General features: G+C 46.4%; 18 protein-coding genes. 12 read left to right on the top strand and 6 right to left on the bottom strand.

Going from position 1 to position 19,271, the window contains the following annotated elements:
- Positions 1 to 2 precede the first annotated feature (2 nt).
- Positions 3 to 1,079, top strand: coding sequence for a hybrid sensor histidine kinase/response regulator (locus QUA71_RS06500; protein ID WP_333283436.1), 1,077 nt, complete (start codon positions 3 to 5; stop codon positions 1,077 to 1,079).
- Between the two features lie 57 nt (positions 1,080 to 1,136).
- Positions 1,137 to 2,270, top strand: a complete 1,134-nt coding sequence (locus QUA71_RS06495; RefSeq protein WP_445243759.1) for a hybrid sensor histidine kinase/response regulator — start codon at positions 1,137 to 1,139, stop codon at positions 2,268 to 2,270.
- Positions 2,271 to 2,768: 498 nt separating this feature from the next.
- Here QUA71_RS06495 and QUA71_RS06490 read toward each other — a convergent pair whose 3' ends face one another.
- Positions 2,769 to 3,974, bottom strand: coding sequence for a transposase (locus QUA71_RS06490; RefSeq protein WP_333283432.1), 1,206 nt, complete (start codon positions 3,972 to 3,974; stop codon positions 2,769 to 2,771).
- A gap of 131 nt (positions 3,975 to 4,105) precedes the next feature.
- Here QUA71_RS06490 and QUA71_RS06485 point away from each other — a divergent pair, with 131 nt between their 5' ends.
- Positions 4,106 to 5,749: a GTP-binding protein gene (locus tag QUA71_RS06485; RefSeq protein WP_333283431.1), complete on the top strand. Its 1,644-nt coding sequence runs from the start codon at positions 4,106 to 4,108 to the stop codon at positions 5,747 to 5,749.
- A 234-nt stretch (positions 5,750 to 5,983) separates the two neighbouring features.
- The gene (locus QUA71_RS06480) at positions 5,984 to 6,913 is read left to right on the top strand and encodes a phosphoribulokinase (RefSeq protein WP_333139879.1); all 930 of its coding nucleotides are present in this window, start codon (positions 5,984 to 5,986) and stop codon (positions 6,911 to 6,913) included.
- Positions 6,914 to 7,002: 89 nt separating this feature from the next.
- On the opposite strand, the gene QUA71_RS06475 is transcribed toward QUA71_RS06480, so the two are convergent.
- On the bottom strand, positions 7,003 to 7,191 hold the full coding sequence (locus QUA71_RS06475) for a hypothetical protein (RefSeq protein WP_333283429.1): 189 nt from the start codon (positions 7,189 to 7,191) through the stop codon (positions 7,003 to 7,005).
- Positions 7,192 to 7,301: 110 nt separating this feature from the next.
- On the opposite strand from QUA71_RS06475, the gene QUA71_RS06470 reads away from it, so the two are divergent.
- Positions 7,302 to 8,282, top strand: a complete 981-nt coding sequence (locus QUA71_RS06470; protein ID WP_190661350.1) for an ABC transporter ATP-binding protein — start codon at positions 7,302 to 7,304, stop codon at positions 8,280 to 8,282.
- 198 nt (positions 8,283 to 8,480) lie between these two features.
- Here the strand turns inward: QUA71_RS06470 and QUA71_RS06465 are convergent, their stop codons facing one another.
- Positions 8,481 to 8,831, bottom strand: coding sequence for a hypothetical protein (locus QUA71_RS06465; protein ID WP_333283428.1), 351 nt, complete (start codon positions 8,829 to 8,831; stop codon positions 8,481 to 8,483).
- A 355-nt stretch (positions 8,832 to 9,186) separates the two neighbouring features.
- Here QUA71_RS06465 and QUA71_RS29205 point away from each other — a divergent pair, with 355 nt between their 5' ends.
- Positions 9,187 to 9,339, top strand: a complete 153-nt coding sequence (locus QUA71_RS29205; RefSeq protein ID WP_445243758.1) for a hypothetical protein — start codon at positions 9,187 to 9,189, stop codon at positions 9,337 to 9,339.
- Between the two features lie 374 nt (positions 9,340 to 9,713).
- On the opposite strand, the gene QUA71_RS06455 is transcribed toward QUA71_RS29205, so the two are convergent.
- Positions 9,714 to 10,730 (bottom strand): adenosine kinase, encoded by a 1,017-nt coding sequence (locus tag QUA71_RS06455; protein WP_333283424.1) that lies wholly within the window; start codon positions 10,728 to 10,730, stop codon positions 9,714 to 9,716.
- A 152-nt stretch (positions 10,731 to 10,882) separates the two neighbouring features.
- Here QUA71_RS06455 and QUA71_RS06450 point away from each other — a divergent pair, with 152 nt between their 5' ends.
- From QUA71_RS06450 to QUA71_RS06435, 4 genes are all read left to right on the top strand, one after another.
- Positions 10,883 to 12,442, top strand: coding sequence for an AAA family ATPase (locus QUA71_RS06450; RefSeq protein ID WP_333283422.1), 1,560 nt, complete (start codon positions 10,883 to 10,885; stop codon positions 12,440 to 12,442).
- 29 nt (positions 12,443 to 12,471) lie between these two features.
- Positions 12,472 to 12,855, top strand: a complete 384-nt coding sequence (locus QUA71_RS06445) for a hypothetical protein (RefSeq protein ID WP_333283420.1) — start codon at positions 12,472 to 12,474, stop codon at positions 12,853 to 12,855.
- Between the two features lie 181 nt (positions 12,856 to 13,036).
- Positions 13,037 to 13,831, top strand: coding sequence for a YdcF family protein (locus tag QUA71_RS06440; RefSeq protein WP_333283418.1), 795 nt, complete (start codon positions 13,037 to 13,039; stop codon positions 13,829 to 13,831).
- Between the two features lie 149 nt (positions 13,832 to 13,980).
- Positions 13,981 to 14,214, top strand: a complete 234-nt coding sequence (locus QUA71_RS06435) for a hypothetical protein (protein ID WP_190661358.1) — start codon at positions 13,981 to 13,983, stop codon at positions 14,212 to 14,214.
- A 291-nt stretch (positions 14,215 to 14,505) separates the two neighbouring features.
- On the opposite strand, the gene QUA71_RS06430 is transcribed toward QUA71_RS06435, so the two are convergent.
- Together QUA71_RS06430 and QUA71_RS06425 are read right to left on the bottom strand one after the other, a co-directional pair.
- Positions 14,506 to 14,739 carry a ferredoxin-thioredoxin reductase variable chain gene (locus QUA71_RS06430; protein ID WP_006635793.1) on the bottom strand — a complete coding sequence of 78 codons (234 nt, stop codon included), beginning with the start codon at positions 14,737 to 14,739 and terminating at the stop codon, positions 14,506 to 14,508.
- Positions 14,740 to 15,015: 276 nt separating this feature from the next.
- Positions 15,016 to 17,784: a DUF3536 domain-containing protein gene (locus QUA71_RS06425; protein ID WP_333283416.1), complete on the bottom strand. Its 2,769-nt coding sequence runs from the start codon at positions 17,782 to 17,784 to the stop codon at positions 15,016 to 15,018.
- Positions 17,785 to 18,398: 614 nt separating this feature from the next.
- Between QUA71_RS06425 and QUA71_RS06420 the strand changes: the two genes are divergently transcribed.
- Both QUA71_RS06420 and QUA71_RS06415 read left to right on the top strand, forming a co-directional pair.
- Complete coding sequence (locus QUA71_RS06420) at positions 18,399 to 18,548, top strand: hypothetical protein (RefSeq protein WP_333283414.1); 150 nt, start codon at positions 18,399 to 18,401, stop codon at positions 18,546 to 18,548.
- 213 nt (positions 18,549 to 18,761) lie between these two features.
- Positions 18,762 to 19,223, top strand: coding sequence for a hypothetical protein (locus QUA71_RS06415; RefSeq protein WP_333283413.1), 462 nt, complete (start codon positions 18,762 to 18,764; stop codon positions 19,221 to 19,223).
- The last annotated feature ends 48 nt before the right edge of the window (positions 19,224 to 19,271 follow it).

Genomic DNA, 19,271 nt, shown 5'->3' with positions numbered 1-19,271 from the left:
CCGTGAACAGACCCTCCGTTTTAATCATTGACGACGATCCCAATAATTTTGATGTAATTGAAACCCTCTTGAGCGAGCAAGACTATCAATTGCATTACGCTGCCAGCGGGCAAGAGGCGATCGCATCCCTCGACATATTTGAACCCGATCTTATTTTGCTGGATGTGATGATGCCAGGAATAGATGGCATCGAAGTTTGTCGCCAAATCAAAGCCATGTCAAAATGGCAATCCGTTCCCATCATTATGGTGACAGCATTAAACTCAAAATCAGACCTTGCCTATTGTCTCACTGCCGGCGCAGACGACTTCATTAGTAAACCTGTAAATGCTATTGAACTGCGTGCCCGAGTTCACTCCATGCTGCGAATTAAGCACCAGTATGACGACCTGCAAAGCTTACTCAAATTGCGGGAAGACATGGTTAAAATGGTAGTCCACGATTTACGCAATCCCCTGGCTGGTATCTTGCTTGGCTTGGAAGTCCTAAAAACCATAGAGTATCCTAGAGAAAAACTACAAACCCAACTGGCTCGACTTTACTCTTCAGCACAAGCAATACAGCTATTAATTGATGATTTATTGCAAATTGCTTTACTAGAATCCGGTAAAAATCGTCTCAATTACACAGAGGTTAATCTGTCCGAACTCGTCAACTCTGCCATATCAAGCTTTGAAGCTATCGCTGCTAAAAAAAATCAGTCGCTGGTCGCTCAATTACCCGAAGAAACCAGTAGGAAAGTCTCGCTTGATGCCACCATGATACATCGAACGCTGGATAATCTCCTCTCGAATGCCATTAAGTTTTCCCCACGTAATAGTCAAATCATAGTGAATGTAGAATTCCCCAGATCGGGCAACGCCAAAATCCAGGTTATAGACTCTGGACCTGGTGTTCCTGATACATTGCGGCACAAGATTTTTGAGAAATACGAGATTGGAAATCTGATGTCGGATGTCTCTCAAATAGGGTTGGGTTTAGCTTTCTGCAAAATGGTCGTTGAGGCACATGGGGGTGACATTTCTGTAAGAAGTAATCAACCACAAGGAGCCATTTTTGAAATCAGTTTGGCCGCCTAGCTGATGGCTATCACATCAACTAATAAAAATTTTTACATTATTGAAAGGGTGGCAATTATGTCTCAATTCTCTCTCTTAATTGTTGATGATGAGCCGGATAACTTTGATGTGATTGAAACCCTGTTATCAGAGCAGGATTATCAATTGCATTACGCTGCCAGCGGGCAAGAGGCGATCGCATCCCTCGACCTATTTGATCCGGATCTTATTTTGCTGGATGTGATGATGCCGGGAATAGACGGCATCGAGATTTGTGGGCAAATCAAAGCCATGTCAAAATGGCAAGCCGTTCCCATCATTATGGTGACAGCATTAAGCTCAAAATCAGACCTTGCCAACTGTCTAACTGCCGGAGCCGACGACTTCATCAGTAAACCTGTAAATGCTATTGAACTGCGTGCTCGCGTGCATTCAATGCTCAGAATCAAGCAACAGTATGATAATATCCAGAACTTATACCACATCCAAGAAAATACCATCAATCTCTTGGAAAGCACCCTCAATGAGCTGCGTGGCAACTTAGCTTCTACTCTATCCCACGAACTGAATACGCCCCTCAATGGCATCTTAGGCACGATCGGGTGGCTCAAGGACGAGATCGGAGACATTGAGATCGCCGAAATCCGTGAGCTCTTAGGCTGGGCACATGACTCTGCCCGTCGCCTAGAAACATTAACGAAAAAATTCCTGATTTATTTAGGATTAGAACTATCCGCAAGTCAACAGCACAAGATCGAATCTGCCCGGACTCAATTTTCAGCTTCCGCCATTGAAGCCGAGTTGAAATATCAGGCTCAGAAGGTCAACCGTAGCAACGATCTGTTGTTCAGTCTTGAGGAAGCGGAGATTGCTCTATCAGAGCGATATCTATCAACGATGCTCCGTGAATTAATTGATAATGCACTGAAATTCTCCGCACCAGAGACAACCATTAAAGTTAGCAGTCAAGTCGTAGGGGAGATGCTGCATTTATCTGTACAAGACTCGGGGCAGGGCATGACAGAAGAGCAAATTGCTAAAATTGGTGCCTTCATGCAGTTTGAGCGCAAGAAGTATGAGCAACAGGGTACTGGTATCGGCTTAAAAATTGTCCAGAAAATAGTCGAACTGGCAGGAGGAGAGTTCTCAATTACCAGTATCTATCAAAAGGAAACAACGGTACATCTCACTCTGCCGATTGTGGGCAATTAGCATGAGTTTTTATATCAAGTCCGGTGGCATCTTTATCGATAATGAGAACGAATAAGTTTGCTTTGCATGGGAGCGGCAACACATCAAAAAAGATGAACTAGCAGGGCAAATATTTGGCTCCAAATTATAGCTTGCTTCTGCAGTAATTCATGGGGTAGAAGGTAAAGAAAAAATCGTACACAAACTTACACAACCTATTAAATTTAACTCGAACCGCCCTACTTAATCTTTTGTTACATACTGGTAGCGAATTTTCCCACCGACTTACTTAGTTCTCGTGCAAGCTACAATTGCAGACTCGGGCCCGATCGCACTCCATCTGCACCCGCTACCACTAAAACCCCGCAAATCGCGCCCGCAGTGCGACAGAATCGGGATTTGCGGGTTCGCGCAGTACGATCGGGCGCTTCGCCATTTTAGATTTTAGGTTTTAGATTTGCAATGACTGATGACTATCGGCTTGACATCCTCCCCGGCCGTACCGCAGGATTCCAAGAATCACTTCTTGGGCTTCCTCTTTCCACGACTCGACTTACATTGAGGAGTTGCCTCACCAATGCAGAGGTCGATGTCTTCAGAGGCGTTTAACGTTCCCGTGTGCCCCACGGTACGGAGTGCTAACTCAAGTATGTTAATTGCTGCATTCCAGTCTCGGTCTATTACAAAACCACAATGGTGACAGCGATGTGTTCTTTGACTCAAAGACTTCTTGATGACTTCCCCACAGTTGGAACAGTTTTGAGAAGTGTAGTGCGGTGGTACGGCAACCGTTACCACACCAAACACCTTGCCAAAATATTCTAACCATTGACGGAAAGCCGACCACGCAGCATCAGATATAGACTTTGACAGTTGTCTGTTTCTAACCATGTTACGCACCTGCAAGTCCTCATAGGCAACCAGGTCGTTAGACTGGATGACGCATCTTGCTAACTTCACGGCAAAATCTTTACGCTGCCTACTTACCTTGAGGTGCTTTCGACTCAGGCGATTTCTCGCTTTGACTCTGTTTTTCGACCCTTTGGTCGTGCGAGAAAGTTTACGACTAAGACGCTTTATCGCTTTCTCGGACTTTCTCAGATGACGGGGGTTCTCGATTGTCTGACCGTCCGAATCGGTGTAGAAGTGAGTCAATCCAACATCCAGTCCCAGGGTCTTACCCGTTGGCTGTCTCTTCTCTACCCGTTCTTGGTCAAGGCAAAACTGAACGTAGTACCCATCAGCTCTACGAACAACACGCACTCGCTTAATCTGCTTCAACTGGTAGAAGTGAAGGTCACGAGTTCCCCACATCTTGAAGCTTCCTGCTTCAAACCCATCAGTGAAGGTGATAGTTCGTCTATCGAACGACAAATTCCAGCCCGTTGTTTTATATTCAACAGAGCCATGTGTTTGATGCTTCTTAAAGCGTGGGAAGCCTTTCTTCCCTGGCTTGCTTTTTTTGCAGTTGTCATAAAACCGAGCGATAGAACTCCAAGCCCGCGAAGCCGAAGCTTGTCGAGCTTGGGAGTTAAGTTTGCCAGCGAACGGGAACTTTTTGGCGAGAACAGCGCAATAGGCGCTCAACTCGTACTTGCCAATCCCCAAGTTGTCCAACCAGTATCTAAGGCAGCTATTGCGGACAAAGCGAGCAGTACGAATGGCTTCATCGAGCCGCTCGTACTGCTGTGCAAGTCCCTCTAGTTTTGCCTCAAAAACAAGCATACTTACGCTGACATAACTAGCGTAAGTATACCACCGTTAAAGAAAGCCGTCCTAGAAGGGCGGGGCTTTAAACCCATTATTTTTGGTAATGTAAAAATCAAAGCATAACCCTTTTATTTGCCACTCCCCTCATGCCTTTGCCGCGCCTGTTAACCTTAATTGCTGCTTTCTGCCTCGCCCTGGGGCTGATTATTGGGCTGGTGAGTTCCTTAACAGGGCTTTACAGTCAAGTTGCGTGGTCTGCTTCTCCGCTGCTGGCTAATTTGCTGATTTTCCTGATAATTGTACTTTTGGGAACCCTAATTTTTGCGCTGGTTTACTATTTTAGGCTGCTGCAACGCCCTCAGAAAGTTAAGGGAAAACGGCCGATTACTCCGAAGGTTCCTGTTGTCAAAAGTGAAGCAGCTTCGGAAAATCTCAAAGCAATCAGGCAACAAGTCGATCGCATTCAAGATGAAGTAGCGCGGCAAGCTTTGCTGTTGAGAGCTCGCGAAATTGAAGCTAGCATGGCTAGGGGCAGCGTTCGAGTGGTTGTTTTCGGCACCGGTTCTGCGGGCAAAACTTCCGCTGTGAATGCGCTGGTGGGGCGGATGGCGGGACAGGTGGGCGCGCCGATGGGAACTACCGAAGTTGGCGAAACTTACACTCTGAAATTGAAAGGAATCGATCGAGAATTAGCAATTACTGATACCCCAGGTATCTTGGAAGCGGGAGTTGCGGGGACTTACAGAGAGGAATTGGCGAGGCAGTTGGCGGCGAGGGCAGATTTGATCTTATTTGTTTTGGACGGCGATTTGCGAAAATCTGAGTACGAACCGCTGCGGACTTTGGCGGAAATTGGCAAAAGGTCGATCGTGGTTTTTAATAAAGTTGACCTTTATCCCGACACCGACAGAGATGAAATTCTCGATCGGCTGCGGCAGCGAGTCAAAGGTTTTGTATCAGCAATGGATGTAGTAGCCATTAGCGCCAATCCGCAAAAAGTTGTACTAGAAGACGGCACAATTTTTCAGCCAGACCCGGATATTATGCCATTAATTCGGCGCGTCGCTGCGATTTTGCGAGCTGAAGGCGAAGACTTAATTGCGGACAATATTTTGCTGCAATCTCAGCACTTGGGAGACCAAGCGCGCAAGTTAATTGATGCTCAAAGAAGGCGGCAAGCTGATAAGGCAGTAGAGCGATTTCAGTGGATCGGAGCCGGAGTAATTGCCGTAACGCCTTTGCCAGTTGTGGATTTGTTAGCGACAGCAGCAGTGAACGCTCAAATGGTAGTAGAAATTGCCAAGATTTACGGCTGCGAATTAAATATCGATCGCGCGAAAGAATTGGCATTGTCTCTAGCAAAAACCCTAGCAAGTTTGGGAATAGTTGAAGGCGTAATTCAAGTAGTGTCAAGGGCGCTGCAGTTAAGCGTAGCGGGGTTTGTACTGGGCAAAGCAATTCAAGCAGTCAGTGCGGCTTATTTAACCAGAATTGCCGGTAAAAGTTTTATTGAATATTTCCGCCATGACCAAGATTGGGGCGACGGCGGCATCACCGAAGTCGTGCAAAGGCAGTTTCAGTTAAATCGGAAAGACGAGTTTGTCAAAGCATTTGTCAAAGATGCGATCGCCCGCGTTGTCGAACCTCTGAATATTTATCAGCAGGAATCGGAACCAGAATTAGAAATGTCAGCCGAATTGGAATCAGAAATAGAACCAGAACCTTTGTATCAGCGGCCGCAAGACGACGATTGGGAAACCCACAGCAACAAACGAAAGGATGAGTGGTAATGGGGCCTTGGGAATTGGGCAAACAGGGAATTGAGAATTGGGTAATTACGATCGTTCAATGAGATGTTCCCTGAGTATGCTTTGTTGAATTTTATTAAGAAGTTTTACAAAAATTTTACACAGGGCAGAGACTCCGGGGGGGATCAAGTCAAACCGAGCGATCGGATGGAACACAATTTTGATAAAATTGAAGATTCACAACAAAATTTGCTATTGTGCGTCCGGGTAAAAACAATGAGCGATCGACCAATTATTCTCGGTATTGTCGGAGATAGCGCAGCGGGCAAAACCACCCTCACGCGGGGAATTGCCCAAGTATTGGGGCCAGAAAATGTCACGGTGATTTGCACTGACGACTATCACCGCTACGACAGAAAGCAGCGGGCCGAAATCGGAATCACAGCATTGCATCCCGACTGCAATTACCTCGACATCATGCAGCAGCACCTCAGCCTGCTTCGTACCGGACAAGCAATTCTCAAACCCATCTACAACCACACGACAGGTACATTCGACCCACCGGAATACATCAAGCCCAGCAAATTTGTCATAGTTGAAGGTTTGCTGGGTTACGCAACTCGAACAATCCGCGATTCTTACGACGTAAAAGTGTATCTTGCTCCTCCCGAAGAGTTGCGAACTCAGTGGAAAGTTAAGCGCGATATTATGAAGCGCGGCTATACTGAAGAACAGGTGCTTGCAGAAATAAAAAAACGGGAACCGGACTCTGAAGACTTCATTCGCCCTCAGCGCAAATCGGCCGACGTTGTAGTTAGTTTTTACCCGCCAGAAGCGGACAATCAATCGGATTTGAGCGTCCGTTTAGTGCTCAGACCGACAATTCCTCACCCTGATTTTACTGAAATTTTAGGTCGAGGCAGCGAGAGTTTTCAACCTGCAATTCGCTTGGGACTCGATCGGGATATGGGCAAACCTGTTGACGTTTTGGAAGTAGACTCCCACGCTACCAGCGAGCAAGTAAACGAACTAGAAATGCTTTTGTGCAGTGAGTTGCCCCACCTGCGGGGATTTTGCACCGCCCAAGGCAACCCGGAAATTGGCAAACTGATCGGCACAACTGGCGAAGTTTTGCAAAGTTACCCGCTAGCTTTGACGCAGTTGCTAGTTGCATATCACATGATGAAAGCCATTCATGTGTATTAGTTAGTTGTTAGTTGTTAGTTGGCAGTTCTTGGTTGTTAATTGTTAGTTTTTATTGCAATGATTAATAACCAATAACCAATAACCAATAACTAATGTACTCGCAAAGTCGGGTTGGCAGTGCCTAATTGCTGAAGTGGCATGGAGACTGGCAACTGACTTTGAGGTGCGGGCAGCATTTCGCCTCGGAAGTCGAGGAGGGTGACGAGCAGCAGGTAGGCAACTGCTAAAATTATAGAAATCACCCCAGTGATAATAGCAATAATTTTTGAACGATCCATATTCTGCCAATTTTAAGTACAGCTAATATTAGTTTAACATTAAAAACAGCAATTATTACTGAAGTTATGCAATAGAATATAATCAGGTGCTAGTTATTTCTCTGACAAAAATGGAACCTCTTATAGATGCGCCAACTTTCACCGAGATGCCCGGAGCTACCCCAGTGGTGGAAACATTTAATCTGGGGAAGTTCTACCGTACTGGCTTCTGGATGAATGAAAAAATTGAATCGCTCAAAAATTGCACTCTGACTGTTTCTGAGGGGGAAACTTTCGGGTTGTTAGGGCAAAATGGAGCGGGGAAAACTACGCTGCTGAAAACTTTGCTGGGTATAGTACGGCCGACTTCTGGCAGGGCGCTGCTGTTGGGGAGGCCTTTGGGCGATCGCACCGTGAAGCAGCGAGTCGGCTATTTGCCAGAAAATCCCTATTTTTACGATTATCTCACCGGCTGGGAATTCTTGCAATTTGCGGCGGGCTTGTTTGAAATTCCCCCCTCAATTCAGCGACAGCGAATTCCGAATTTGCTAGACTTAGTTGGGCTATCTAAATCGGCGGCAATTAAAAAACAGTTGCGCCAGTATTCTAAGGGAATGCTGCAACGGATCGGCATGGCTCAAGCTTTGATTAACAATCCAGATGTGGTATTTTTGGATGAGCCGATGTCGGGTTTAGATCCGATGGGACGTTATCAGATGCGGGAGATAATTTTATCGCTGAAAAATCAAGGAAAAACAATTTTTTTTAATTCGCATATATTGTCTGATGTGGAGAAGATTTGCGATCGAGTGGCTATTTTGGCGAAGGGTGAATTAATCTGCATTGGTGCGATCGACGAAATCCTAGGTAATACTGAAACTTACCGGGTTGAAGGTAGGGGCGGCCACTTGAATATCCTGAAAAAATGGATACCGGATATGGAAGTTGATAATGATTTGTGGTACGGTCATTTGCAGGGCGATCCGAAGGAGTTTCTTTCTAGTCTGAGCGGTACGGGAGGGCAGCTAATTGGGATGAATTTGGCTAAGCCGAGTTTGGAAGAGTTTTTTATGCAGCAACTGCAAGAAAGAGGAATTTATTCTAGTAGTTGAAGTCAATACATCAAGTTTCTTGTGGGGTGGGCATCTTGCCCGCCCTGACTTATAGAAACGGGCAAGATGCCCACCCCACAGCACATCAAGTTTCTTGTGAGGTGGGCATCTTTCCCGCCCTGATTAATAATAAAACGGGCAAGATGCCCGTTCCACAGCACATCAAGTTTCTTGTGGGGTGGGCATCTTGCCCGCCTCTTAAAGGCTAATGTTTTTTACTTCCGTTAACAATGGCAACTGTAGATTTGCACATACTAACTCTGCACAATTCCACTGCCGCAAATACTCATAGACTTCAGAAATAATCGCATTGGCCGCATCTAAATCTCCTGCTTGAGAAGCATGATAGTGCGCTCTGATTAGGGGCTTAATATCCTCGATATCTTGCCATTCCGATTTAGTTTTGAGGGGAATGCTGATATAATAGTGATAGGCTTGGCTGTGGGCGGTACGGAAATTTTTAGGGTTTTGACTTAGTAGGTACTCGCCCTTTTCTCGGACTAGCGGGTGCAACTGATAGGATTTAAAGTGGCGATCGTAATATAGCAATTGTCGGCGCTTGAGTGCCTGAATAATATTTTATTTAAGTTCATACTTGCTAACTTCTGGCATTTGAGCGCTAATCCCTGCAAAAGATAGGGGATATTCTGAAGTTTGATAGACAGAAATTCGGCTGAGACAAGTTTGCTCGCCGTCGCTGAGACGGGCTATCATTTCATCGATCGCTCTTTCAATATCTCGAATCAGCAACCAGTCTCTCTGGTGCAGAAAAAGCCCGACATTTCCCTGAAACTCGGTATCATCTCGAATCAAGGCTGTAATGAGTTGTAACGCTTTGGGATGTCCTAAATAGCGATCGCCCATTTCCGCTAATTCCTCTGATAATGTCTCAATAATTGGAGCCATATCGGTTAATGAAGCCCTAACATCAGTCAATTTAACAGGTACAACCGATGCAATGACATTTGAGGCTATTATCATCCGAAAGCTCGTACCAAAATCATGGAAAGCGGTTTGTGTAGTGATGGATAATTGTACTATTCATACCGGAGAATAAATAGAAAAAGCCATCAAAAACCCAGGGGCAAAATTAATATATTTGTCGCCCTATTCGCCGGATTTCTCACAACCGTGAAAATTTACGGTCAAAACTTAAAAATATTCTCCGTTTTATCAAGACGACTAATTTTCAAGAGTTATGAAAAGCGATTAACTTTGCCTTAAATGAAGTTACATCAGAAAATATTGGGAATTGGTTTACTGACTGCTGTGATTGTACCTCATCTTGCTGAGAAAACTCTATCAATTTTTTTGATACATATAAATTACCCTTCTCCCATCTGCGTTCATCCCCGTTCATCCGCCTTCATCTGCGGTGCAAAAAAGTGCGATCGCCCTTACGACAAAAAGTGCGATCGCCCATTTCAATTCCTAACCAGAAATCACCTCACTCAAAAGATGAGCCTGAGAACCCTCAAGCCGAGGCCCGTGAATCTGCACCACCCTAGAAGCCAAGAAATTGCCCCAACGAGCCGCTTGTACAGAACTCAAACCATTAGTAATTCCAAACAAAACACCGCCCGCAAAAGCATCGCCAGCACCCACAGTATCGATCGCCTTTACCGGAAATCCAGCCACATCAACAATCTGTTTGTTCTCCACCACCATGCAGCCTTTATCCCCATTAGTGATAAAAGCCAAATCCGAAATCTCGCTCATTTTCCGAGCGCACTCTTCCAGAGATTCCTCCTTAAAAAAGCTCCGAACTTCATCAGCATTGCAAAAAATTACATCGCAATATTCCGAAACCACCTTGTGAAAATCATCAGCAAAGCGATCGACTAAAAAGCCATCCGAAAAAGTAAAAGCAACCTTCACACCCAGACGCTTAGACTGTTCCATCGTCTCAATGCTAGCCTTTCTCGGATCGGGAGCATCCCAAAGATAACCCTCAACATAACTGTACTTGCAGTGACTCAGGCGATCGACATCAATATCAGTCGCAGCCAGAGTAGTAGAAACACCCAAATTAGTACACATCGTGCGTTCCGCATCCGGCGTAGTCAGCACAACACAAGTACCAGTGGGTTCCTTCGACGACTCAGCAGGATGCACGTTAAAATCAATCCCCGCCGCCAGCAAATCTTGCCGATAAAATTCGCCGTTAGTATCCTTAGCAACCTTCCCCGAATAATAGCCTTTACCGCCACTCTGAGCCAAACCAATCATCGTATTTGCCGCCGAACCGCCCGATCGCATTTGCAGCGAATTGTGCTCTAAATCGTGCAAAATCCCCCCCTGCGTTTCCGAATCCATCAGCGTCATCCCGCCGCGATTAAGCCCGTGAGCGAGTACAAATTCATCTTCCACCAATGCTAGGATGTCTACCAGGGCATTTCCCACGCCAAACACGTCCACTGAACCAGATTCTTGATTATTTTCTGTCATCGCTGCTTTTTTTTACACTAACTATCAACTCTATAATAAATCGGATTAAAGTCAACATCCCCACTCCCAATCTAAAGTCCCCAACTTAAAATCTAAAATTCAAAATCCAAAATCCCCAATCCCCAATCTAAAATCCAAAATCTAAAATCGCTATGACTTGTCTCCCACCTCTGATTCAGCAAATGTTGCAGCCCGGGTTTTACCCGCACGGGGTGACAGAACCAGTGCAGCTAATTCAGACTCATGCCTCCTTTGTTCTCCTCACCGGAGACTATGTTTACAAAATCAAGAAATCAGTTGATTTTGGCTTTTTCGATTATTCAACCTTGGAGAAAAGACAGCATTTTTGCAATCAAGAATTGCTGATGAACCAGCGTACAGCAGCCGAAATTTATCTGGAAGTTTTGGCGATTGTGCAAATAGGCGAGTCGTTTCAATTTTCCAGCAAGCTACCTGCTATAAATTCTGCCGAACTTGCTGTAGAATACGTGCTGAAAATGCGGGAATTTCCTCAAGATTCGCTGTTGCTCAGTTTGTTGGAACGCGGACTGTTGACCGAGCAACTTATGGCAGACTTAGGGCGGGAAGTTGCCAACTTTCACAGCACGGCAATTAGTAATAGCTACATTCGCACATTTGGCGAAGTCAGTCAGATTCGCACAGCAATAGACAAAAATTACCTGATTTCGCAAAAATATATCGGCGGGCCGCAGACTAAGACACAATATCAGGAAACTAAAGATTATACTGATACGTTTTTTTCAGACAATCAAGAGTTATTTAACCTGCGGATGGTCAAGAATAAAATTCGCGAGTGCCACGGAGATTTGCACTTGCGGAATATAGCATTATGGCAAGATAAAATCTTGCTGTTCGACTGCATTGAATTTAACGAGCCTTTTCGCTTTGTTGATGTCATGTACGATGTCGCTTTTACAGTAATGGATTTGGAATCGCGAGGGCGCAGAGACTTAGGCAATGCTTTTCTCAATACTTACATCGAACAAACAGGAGATTGGGAAGGACTGCAACTGTTGCCTCTGTATTTGAGCCGTCAAGCTTATGTGAGAGCAAAAGTAACTTCGTTAATGTTGGACGATGCCGCTATTTCAACTGCCCAAAAAGCAGAGATTTCACAGACTGCCGCTCATTACTATAAACAGGCTTGGCAATACACAAAACCGCGCCGGGGAAAGTTAACTTTGATGTCTGGTTTGTCGGGTTCTGGCAAGAGTACAGCGGCTCGATATTTGGCTCGCCGTACAGGGGCAATTCACATTCGATCCGATGCTGTTCGCAAGCATTTAGGCGGAATTCCTTTAAATGAACGCGGGGGGCAAAATTTGTACTCGGATGAAATGACGGCACAGACTTATGGTAGATTGTTAGAGTTGGGGAGAGTGCTGGCTGACCGAGGTTGGGATGTGATTTTAGATGCAAAGTTCGATCGCCAAAACTTGAGAACCGATGCGATTGATCGGGCTCAATCCCACGGCTTGCCCCTACAAATTATTTACTGCACCGCACCAATTGAAGTATTGCGAGAACGACTGCAACAGCGCAGGGGCGATATTGCCGACGCGACGGCAGAACTATTGAGTTCGCAGCAAGCAGCTTTTGAACATTGTACAGAATTAGAGCAAATTTCTGTAAACATTGTAGATACCGCGCAAGACTTAGAGGTACAATTAAACTTGATTTGTGGAGAGTAGTTGCAGATCGATCGCCCTTGCGAATTTGATTGTCTGCTAATATTGTCAATATCTTTCTGTGTTATTACAAACACAACTTGCAGCTCATGCCAAAATTTACCGGAGACTCCAAGGGGTTTAACCCCGCGCTGATATGGTTTGTGTTGTTTACCGTTGGGTTTCGCTTAGTAGGATGTAGCCTGCCCGTGAGTCTCGGTCTTGGTGTCATTGGCGGTGTGGCAGCAGGTTTAATTGTCGCTTGGTGGCACAACGAACTACTACTCAACCCGAATATGCGTTCCAAGGATAAAACCTCGGATGCTGTCCTTAATAAAGAAGTAGTGGAAACCGAGAGCAAATTCTATACCAAAACCTCTAGGCGTGAAGCTCCTACATTGTTCGACTGGTTGTCTGGGCCAGAGGATCGTCGCTAGCACCGAAAATAGTTTTTAGTATTGAGTTTTAAGCTTTAAGTTAAAGAGTTCACTATTCAAAACTCAATACTAAAAATTAACAACTCCCGCCACCTAAATTACTAATTACAGATTAGCGAGTAACGAGAGTCCATTACCAATTACCCATTACCGCTAACTAGCAATTTGAATTACTTGCTGAATGTTTGTATTTCTGTCGAAACTCCTGCCGCTGTTTATTTATCCTTTGGGGTTGAGTTGCCTGTTAATGATGGCGGCTTTAATCACACTTTGGAAGCGTCCCAAATTGGCGGCGGCGCCAATTGCTGCGGCTCTAATTATTTTACTGCTCGGAAGTAGCGGTTGGGTTTCAAAATCATTAGTTCGATCGCTCGAATGGCAAAACTTACCAACCGCCGAACTCCCTCAAGCTGAAGCGATTATCGTCTTGGGCGGCGGCGTCAAAGCAGCTTTACCTCCCCGTCCTTGGGTAGAATTAGCGGAAGCGGGCGATCGAATAATCTACGGTTCCCGACTTTACAAGCAAGGCAAAGCTTCCCTGCTAATTCTCAGCGGCGGTAGAGTAGATTGGAAAGGCGGCGGGCCTCCCGAATCGGCAGACATGGCAGAAATTGCCCAAACAATGGGTGTACCGGCATCAGCAATTCTGCAAGACCCCGATTCACACAACACTTATCAAAATGCCGTCAACGTGCGGAAAATTTTAGATGCTAAAGGCATAAAAGGGCCGGTTTTGCTAGTGACATCCGCGATGCACATGACTCGATCGCTCTTAATTTTCAAGCGGCAAGGCATAGCAGCCATTCCAGCACCAACAGACTTCCAGATAACGCAGCAGGATATCGCAGCATCAGAAAGCAATTGGCAAGCAGTCGCCTTGGATTTATTGCCGGACACCTATCAGTTAAACCAGTCAACTAAAGCTTTGAAAGAATACATCGGCTTAATCGTTTATCGGCTGCGGGGATGGCTTTAACAGAATTACAAAATTTTAGATTTGGGATTTTGGATGGAAGAATTTAAGTAGTCTCAACCGTGAAGTCACTTGCCAAATCCAAAATTGATTCTGTGTGCTAGCTTAAAGTCATTACAGCAAATATTAGCCACAGTCGCCCCCAAACAATCATGCTGCCCCACGAGTTGCAAAACATTGCCCCAGAACCGACTCCCGCGGCCGAAATTTTTCAGAGACACCAAATTGTCCGCGAGTTTTACGAGGAAATTAAGTACCGTCAAGAACTAGAACTTCACTGCCAGTGGTATTACGCTACAGCCAAGCAGCATCAGCAGGAATTGCAGAAAATGCAGGGAGATTTGAATATCTTCGGTTGGTTTAGCCGCGGACGGTCGAAAAATTAAGGGTTAAATAAAAAAGATGGTTTGTAGTAAGGAGTTTAGCCCTGCTGACCGACTAAAAGCTACAGAAAAAACTGAAGTCCTCACTACAAACTGTACAACAGCTATATGACTCCCGCCCAAAAACGGATACTTGCTTTCCGACAGGAGTCGCGACCAGCGCAAAATTTTAGACCTTAGTTCAAGATTCCAGATTCATCTGTGGAGTAAATCTAAAATCTAAAATCTAAAATCTAAAATCGACTGACCGGATTTGATATTGTCTTTGACCTCGGGCTTCTACTTTGGAGACAGCTAGACTTCCGAAGATATCAATTCGACCTCATCCTCTTTCAGGTGAGCTCGAAATTTTTTGTCAAATTGTACTAGAATCGGCCAATTAGCACTGACAGGTCGGCCGTGCCATTCGTGAACGATCGCCACGACTTCTCCTTCCATACCCTTAATATCAAATGGTTGACTGCGATTTTCAGGGTGGTGGTAGACAACAACAGAGTTTTTAATGCAAACGCGATCGCCAACTTTCATAAATTTAAACTTAGTGTTCTTTCTTCCAAACTCTACAAAGCGCGCAAGTGGAGAACACCTGTACGCTTTGGGGACAGTCTTTTTATCTTCCCACAAGTAGAGCGAAAACTTAAACAAAGTTGGCGGTTCCCTGTCGCTGCTTCGATCCCCAGCAGCGATCCACGTCAGCCGAAATGTTGATAATTCTCGGTTGAAGCCGCAGGCCCGATCGAGCTTTAAAGCTCGATCGGGCGGATGTTCAAGGGCGAGAATTGATTTGGTTTAATCGAGAAACGATCAACTTAACTGATTTAACCAACACTCAACATCAACGGCCAAGGTTTGACCCAACTCCAGCAACTGCCGGATCGAAGACAAGTCCCAGCCGGCGCCGGAACCTGCAATCCCCAAGGCAACGGCAGCGACCACACTGTCGCCCGCCGAGACATCTTGCAGTTGCAGCCAGCCCAAACACAGAGGCACAATTTGAGTGTACAGAGAATTGAAATACAGTTCCTGCGATCGATCCAGACACAAACCCAAACTCAGCCGATCGCCCACGGCAATCAAACGCTCGATCGTGCGGATATCAGCTTCTAAGTGGACAGGCGAGCGATCCTCCATGCCCGATCCTGCTTGCAGCAGCGCCTCAAGCGATCGCCAAACCATCTTTTCCAAAATTTCCTTGACTTCGGGAACGTTCAACCGACAGCGGAGATGGCCGCTTTCAGTGGCGATCGCCTCAATTTCGGCCAGCAGCGGTTCCACATCCTCCGTTTCCACTTCCAGGGCCTTGGCCGCCGTCAAACAGCGGTGTCCCAAAGCCACCTCAGCAGCAACCTGCAACTCTACCGGCACCTGCAACTCGTCGCGGTGGAACGCCATCATCACCCCGTAATTTTCGCGGTAAACCTGAGTGTAAAGCTGATCCAAGCGAGTCAAGTTTTCCTGACTCAGCAACTGCACGATCCGGTGGCGTTCCTCAGCAAATAAATCCCGCAAGCTAAAGGACTGATCCCCAAACAGCCGCACCATTTCCAGAATGGCGTGGGCCGCCGAAGCTTCTTGCATAACTCCAAACAACCGCTCTTTGAGCATAGTGTAAGACCGGCGGCTGCCAAAAGGCTGAATGCAGCAGTGGAAGTCCCAGCCGCCGAGGTGCAACGCAGCAAACACAAAAATCTCTGTTTCCCGCGTAATTTCCGAGGTTAACTGCAATTGACCCACAGCCAGAGTCATCGAGCCCATGCGCTGAATTTGGAAATCTTGCTGCTCGGCCTGATAGCAGTAAACTCGCTGTTCGCGGGGAAATTTGGCAAACAGAGAACTGATCGCGTAGTGGGCGGCCACTTGTTTGAGACTAATTTGGGCTGTCACCACCAGTTGGCGGTAAACTTCTGCCCCTGTTTTAAAACAGTCAACGTTGCTGGGTACGAGGGCTAGTTGAGCGACAAAATCCTTTTCTAGCTGGATGCCGGTAACTTCGCCCGCCAATTCCAGCGCCCGGGCCGCGTAGCGCAGAATTTGCACGCCTTCTGGCCGCGAGATTTCTTCAAAAAACCAGCCGCAGCTAGTGAACATTAACAGGGTGTGGCGCTGCATTTCCAGCAGTCGCAGTGCGTCTACCTGTTCGGCGTCGTCGAGTTGGCGCACTTGATGGCGTTGAAGGAAACTGTCAACGTTAGCGGGCGATCGATCCCGGATGACCTCAATATATTCATCTCTGGCTTTCCAGGGATCGCTCAACAGCTTGCGCCCCGCTTCTTCATAAATCGGAATCAGCCGATCGCGCAGCCAATTGAGAGTATCCCGCAGAGGGCGGCGCCATTTGAGGTGCCATCCGCCGCCACCACCGCAGCCGCAATCATCTTGCCAGCGATCGACCCCGTGAGAGCAACTCCATGCCGTCACGGGTTTGAGTTCCACTTCCCAAGCGCTCGGATTTTGACTTAAATAATGAGCAAAATTCGTCACCGTCCAGCCTCGGCGGGGAAACTCTTCTGTGAAGGCGTAGGCGAGGCATTTTTCGGTACTGTTTTTGTGGTGGCCGAAAGTTTCGCCGTCCGTCGCCACGCAGATTAATTGAGCCGGGCGGTGGTCTCCCCGTACTGCTTGGCCCAAGCGACCTGCCAAGTGGTGGCTGCTGCTGAGAACGTCATTGAAGCCCATATCCCGCGAGATCGGGCCGTCGTAAAAAAAGATATCAATGTAGGGAGTGTTGGCAGGTGGGGCTGCAGAATTTTGGGAGTGCTGGCGGCCAAAATAGTGAGTGCTCAGCGGCGAGAGTTGGTGGTCGGCCATCAACCGCATTTCTGGTTTCAAATAGCAGCGGTACGGGCGAGTCGGATCGATTTGACCGCCGCCGACTTCGTGCCATTCGGAATTTTCCGCTGGTTCTCCTTCGTGGTTTTGCCCGATTAGCGGGCGGCAGCGTTCTGCTTGGGAGGGGGCTAAGACAATAAAGCGGATGCCTTCAGCGACTAAAACTTCGAGGGTGGCGTAGTCTACGGCGGTTTCGGCGAGCCACATTCCTTCGGGATCGCGATTGAACCGGGAGCGAAAATCTGCGATCCCCCAGCGAATTTGGGTGTATTTGTCTCGCTCGTTAGCGAGGGGCATGATGATGTGATTGTAGACTTGGGCGATCGCGTTGCCGTGACCGTTGAGCCGCTGACAGCTTTTGCGATCGGCTTCCAGAATCCGCTGGTATACTTCCGGGTCATAGCGTTCCAGCCAGCTCATCAGTGTAGGGCCGATGTTGAAGCTCATATACTCGTAGTTGTTGACGATCCCCGCGACTTCGCCGCGATCGTTGAGTATGCGGGCAAAGGCGTTCGGGCGGTAGCACTCCTTGTCAATGCGTTCGTTCCAGTCATGGGAGGGAGACGCGCTGGCTTGGCGTTCGATCGCGTCCAGGTAAGGGTTTTCCCGGGGTGGCTGGTAAAAGTGACCGTGAACCGTCACGCAGACCCCAGTTGCAGCAGCCACGCTGGTTTGGGTTGCAGCCGTTACGGTTGGCGAAGACAAAGGTAGCACATCGGATTGAGTAGTAGTAATCGAAATCATGCGATCGAATCCTCAAGTAGTTAAAGACAATAAAACGAGCCTAATTAGAAACTGAAACCTTACGCAGCAAGAGTTACAGCTAGGCATCTGTTAGGACTAAATTTGGCTGACAAGTTTTGATACATTTGTAGTATTGCGAGCAAAGCATTCGTTCCAAGATGCCAACCGTCGATCCCTGGTTTTTTTGCCAATGCTTTGCTGTTGAAAGAGTTAAAAAATGTAGCTTTTGCTGCTTTTTGGCACTTGCGACCCATTTCGGGTTAGTGCTTGCAGCACTGCTCATTGAGAGTTTCATTTACCTTGCTGGATTGTAAAGTCTTATTCATTAAATAGCAACTTTTCGCCGGAAAGATTTAATTTTTGGCACTAAATCTTGGCGGTTGTGGATATCGGTTTAATGCCCGATGAATTTATAGAGTAAGAGTTTTGCCCGAGTTTCGCATCATACTTTAGGTGCTTTTTACCTAAGTTCTGGAGAAGTTAGGCCAGTTTGGTTAGGGCGGGGCAGATTTGCTGCAAATGTACTTTCCAGAAGAGTTGTAACACTTGTGCGAAGTCAAAAAGCCACAAAAAAGCAAAACAGTAAGTGTTAGGTTTTAACTCCTGAGAGGTATGTGGGGGCGGAGTCGAAGGAGGAGGAGGAGGAGGGTTTGGACGAGAAGATGCTGCATTTGACGGCGAAGTTGGAGAGGCAATTTGCCGAGAGTGCCAAGTTAGAGGCGATGATTCGGGAAAATCGGCAGAGGGGGGGTTCTGGCGGATAGTTCGTCAATTGCTGAAGATTATCATGATTTTTTGCGAGAACTTAAGGAACCTATTGTGCAATATCAAGTGCGGGCCGTACTTTTTAGACCTAGAAGCGCAATAGCGAGAATTAGAGAAAGCTTTAATCGATCGCATCCGCGATTTTTTGCTAGAGTTGAGTGTGGGATTTCCCTTAAATCAAGAAATTAATTAATGGAAGCAGAAACCTAATTATGTTAACTTCAAACAATTTTAAGAGATACCTTGCTCAGTTTAATGAACTTATAGCTGAGGGAGAGGCCATGTACAAAGCAATAAAAGTCATACCTGGAGAATTTTCTCAACCCAGATCTCCCAGTTTCGATCAACCACCTGGCATATTTGTCATCAGTTTCGATGATTCACCTATACAAGGGCCTGACAGATATGTCTTGGATGGAAATTATGATTGGGAAAAGTGGCAGACTAACTACAAGTTACTTCTAGAGCAAGTTATCCCATTAACTAGCAGTCAGCGAACCTCATTAATTGAAGTATCCTCGGGCTCGAATCTTAAAACGAATTTAGAGACTCATCTGTCAAAGTTGAAGGCAGTTAAAGAAAATTACGAAAAAGGGTGGCTCATTTCTTCTCAATCTGCTTTAGGCTCCTTTAGCTTGGAAGATGTTATACCAATTTTACATGAAGTTGCATAGAATAAAGATAATGTTGAGAGGTGATGAGTTATGGCACGTCAACTGATG

The organism is Microcoleus sp. MON1_C5 (assembly GCF_036701875.1).
GTDB lineage: Bacteria > Cyanobacteriota > Cyanobacteriia > Cyanobacteriales > Microcoleaceae > Microcoleus.
The sequence above is the reverse complement of the archived record's forward strand: the minus strand, read 5'-3'. Positions and strand labels throughout refer to the sequence as shown.

What these genes read in the sequence shown, in the direction of transcription:
- QUA71_RS06495 (WP_445243759.1), top strand. Translation starts at nt 1,137, where the DNA reads ATGTCTCAATTCTCTCTCTTAATTGTTGATGATGAGCCGGATAACTTT.
- QUA71_RS06490 (WP_333283432.1), bottom strand. Translation starts at nt 3,974, where the DNA reads ATGCTTGTTTTTGAGGCAAAACTAGAGGGACTTGCACAGCAGTACGAG.
- QUA71_RS06485 (WP_333283431.1), top strand. Translation starts at nt 4,106, where the DNA reads ATGCCTTTGCCGCGCCTGTTAACCTTAATTGCTGCTTTCTGCCTCGCC.
- QUA71_RS06480 (WP_333139879.1), top strand. Translation starts at nt 5,984, where the DNA reads ATGAGCGATCGACCAATTATTCTCGGTATTGTCGGAGATAGCGCAGCG.
- QUA71_RS06475 (WP_333283429.1), bottom strand. Translation starts at nt 7,191, where the DNA reads ATGGATCGTTCAAAAATTATTGCTATTATCACTGGGGTGATTTCTATA.
- QUA71_RS06470 (WP_190661350.1), top strand. Translation starts at nt 7,302, where the DNA reads ATGGAACCTCTTATAGATGCGCCAACTTTCACCGAGATGCCCGGAGCT.
- QUA71_RS06455 (WP_333283424.1), bottom strand. Translation starts at nt 10,730, where the DNA reads ATGACAGAAAATAATCAAGAATCTGGTTCAGTGGACGTGTTTGGCGTG.
- QUA71_RS06450 (WP_333283422.1), top strand. Translation starts at nt 10,883, where the DNA reads ATGACTTGTCTCCCACCTCTGATTCAGCAAATGTTGCAGCCCGGGTTT.
- QUA71_RS06440 (WP_333283418.1), top strand. Translation starts at nt 13,037, where the DNA reads ATGTTTGTATTTCTGTCGAAACTCCTGCCGCTGTTTATTTATCCTTTG.
- QUA71_RS06435 (WP_190661358.1), top strand. Translation starts at nt 13,981, where the DNA reads ATGCTGCCCCACGAGTTGCAAAACATTGCCCCAGAACCGACTCCCGCG.
- QUA71_RS06430 (WP_006635793.1), bottom strand. Translation starts at nt 14,739, where the DNA reads ATGAAAGTTGGCGATCGCGTTTGCATTAAAAACTCTGTTGTTGTCTAC.
- QUA71_RS06425 (WP_333283416.1), bottom strand. Translation starts at nt 17,784, where the DNA reads ATGATTTCGATTACTACTACTCAATCCGATGTGCTACCTTTGTCTTCG.
- QUA71_RS06415 (WP_333283413.1), top strand. Translation starts at nt 18,762, where the DNA reads ATGTTAACTTCAAACAATTTTAAGAGATACCTTGCTCAGTTTAATGAA.